This is a genomic window from Methylobacterium adhaesivum (genome assembly GCF_022179065.1).
GTDB classification, from domain to species: domain Bacteria; phylum Pseudomonadota; class Alphaproteobacteria; order Rhizobiales; family Beijerinckiaceae; genus Methylobacterium; species Methylobacterium adhaesivum.
In genome coordinates, this window is record NZ_BPQD01000060.1 from 1 (window position 1) to 2,019 (window position 2,019).

Annotated in this window: 1 protein-coding gene and 1 pseudogene; both read right to left on the reverse strand. The window is 52.8% G+C overall.

What is annotated here, in order from left to right:
• A partial coding sequence (locus MFF01_RS22240) for an RNA-dependent RNA polymerase family protein (RefSeq protein WP_238228597.1) occupies positions 1-761 on the reverse strand: 761 nt, incomplete at its 3' end.
• Positions 762-992: 231 nt separating this feature from the next.
• Positions 993-2,019: pseudogene (locus MFF01_RS22245) on the reverse strand (hypothetical protein); the annotation flags it as partial.

Genomic DNA, 2,019 nt, shown 5'->3' on the forward strand with positions numbered 1-2,019 from the left:
CCGCATAAATATGCCGTGGCCAATGGTTCCGCCGCTTGAATCACTTGCACTTTAGGCCTTTCTTCGGTATGCTTGGTGCCTGGTGTAACTTTCACATCTCTCTTCATATCCATCACGAAGCGGTCCATTGGCACCTCCTGGAGCGGCACCAGGTTATGCGTCTTGGCAAAAAGGGCAGCAGCCTTTGGACCCTTGAGTTTAGCCACGTACGTCGTTATGTTTTCGGTGGTGATCCGTATAGGATTGTCTTTAAATTCTTGCCAATATTCGCCGGTACAGGCGTATTTTTTGAAGCTTTCTACGTTAAACACCGCAGAGTCCATGGTTGGTAATTCTCTCATTTGGGTGACATTACAATTTCTTTTAGTGGCCGCGGCTAGCACGTTTTGTAACGTGTTTTGGAAAGGGGAAGGTACTGCGCTCCTGATTTGTGGTTGGTGGTATGCGTGGTGCTTAGGGTAACATCTTAGTTTGGCCGGGCAGAACGTAGCTCTGTCGAGGCAGCTTTCAGAGCCGTCGACCAAGTCCAGATAAGCATCATACTCATCGGTTATCTGGTAGTTCGCCACGGTCGGATAATTCTCCTCTAAGAAAGAGTTACAGGCGGCCACAGCCACTTCCGGATCGCTCAGGCTGTCATCCACCGATGGTGAGTACACAGGTCTAGGGTACTTGCTGGTGTACGTGGGTACTTTGTCGGTTTGCTCATGGAGGTACATCTTTGCTCCTTCGCGTAGTCTTTCTACAATTAATGCCTTCATGTTCTCTACTTTCCTCGACTGGTACCTGCTCTTATTCGCTTCTGTCGGGGCCATCTGCATCTTTGCCTGGAGTACCTTCTCTTTCTCTCCGTCAAATGCCGGCGGGTATATGCGTTCGTCTTCATGGGCATACAGAGTCTCGCATGGCAATTCATGTTGCCTTACGGACTTCTGCTGTAGGGGACCCGGGCCAGTGTCAGACGAAAAGATATACGCGCCAGCCCTGCCTAGTCAGGACTGGTTAAAGTCGATGTCACCGAACTGTATTCCTGTGCTGACATCTCGGTCCCTGGTGTTCCGGCGGCGTGGCTCCAAGTCACCGAATTGGATGTCTAGGTCTTCCGGCTCCCACGGTAACTCAACCGGTACCCTGGGAACGAAATCCTCGGGGTTATGCGGAGGTGTGGTGCCAGTGGTTCTTCTCTTTCTTGGTGCCGGGATAGGAGCTTCCGGTTCTAATGGAGGTTCGGTAGCGACCTTACGAACACTGGGGGCTGGGACTGGCATTGTAATGGCCCGCCGTGCCGGGACTGGGATAGCGCGTATGTCTGTCGTCGCGACCCTCTCCATGACCATGATCTCTGCTTGCTGTATCACGTACGGCTCGATCTCCTCGGTGACTTCCAGATCCTGTCTAAGTTGGGCGACGGCTGCTCTACGTCGGCGAGGCGGAGGGATCGGAGGTTCGGTGTGTACCTCGGCTACGACTTCCAGGGTTTCGTAGGTCGTTTCCGATGGAAATGACCATGCGGATCCCGTCGACGTCGTAGAAGTCAGGCTCACATTATCCAGCTGTTCCGGCGGCTGCTGTATGTACTTTCTGGGACTTACTAGTGACGGGACGGTCTGGTCAAAAATTAGCACTCGGTCACACTTCACCTTCTGCACGCCTTCTATCCTGTACTTCGGCAATGGAAAGGAGGCGCACACGATGATGTTTTTGGTGTTATTCATCCTAAGTCTGGCAACCCGCTCCGCGGTCATCGCGTACCGACATAGACACGGTACCGTTTTCGGCGGCGTAGACGAATCGGCGTCCTCTACTGGGCATTTAGTGCGTATGCTGTCCATCGTCTCCCCTAGGGCGTACAGGCAGATCTGCTCGTTAGCATCTTGGAGTCTTGGCCATAAAGTTGATATTTCAGCCATGTCGACCGCCGTCTGGTGGAACCTCGTGCCCTCAAGGTAAGAGTACAGTTTACCGTCAGTTGCACTGTAACCATTTCTGCCGACTAAGCAACTGTCCGGGTGTACCCTA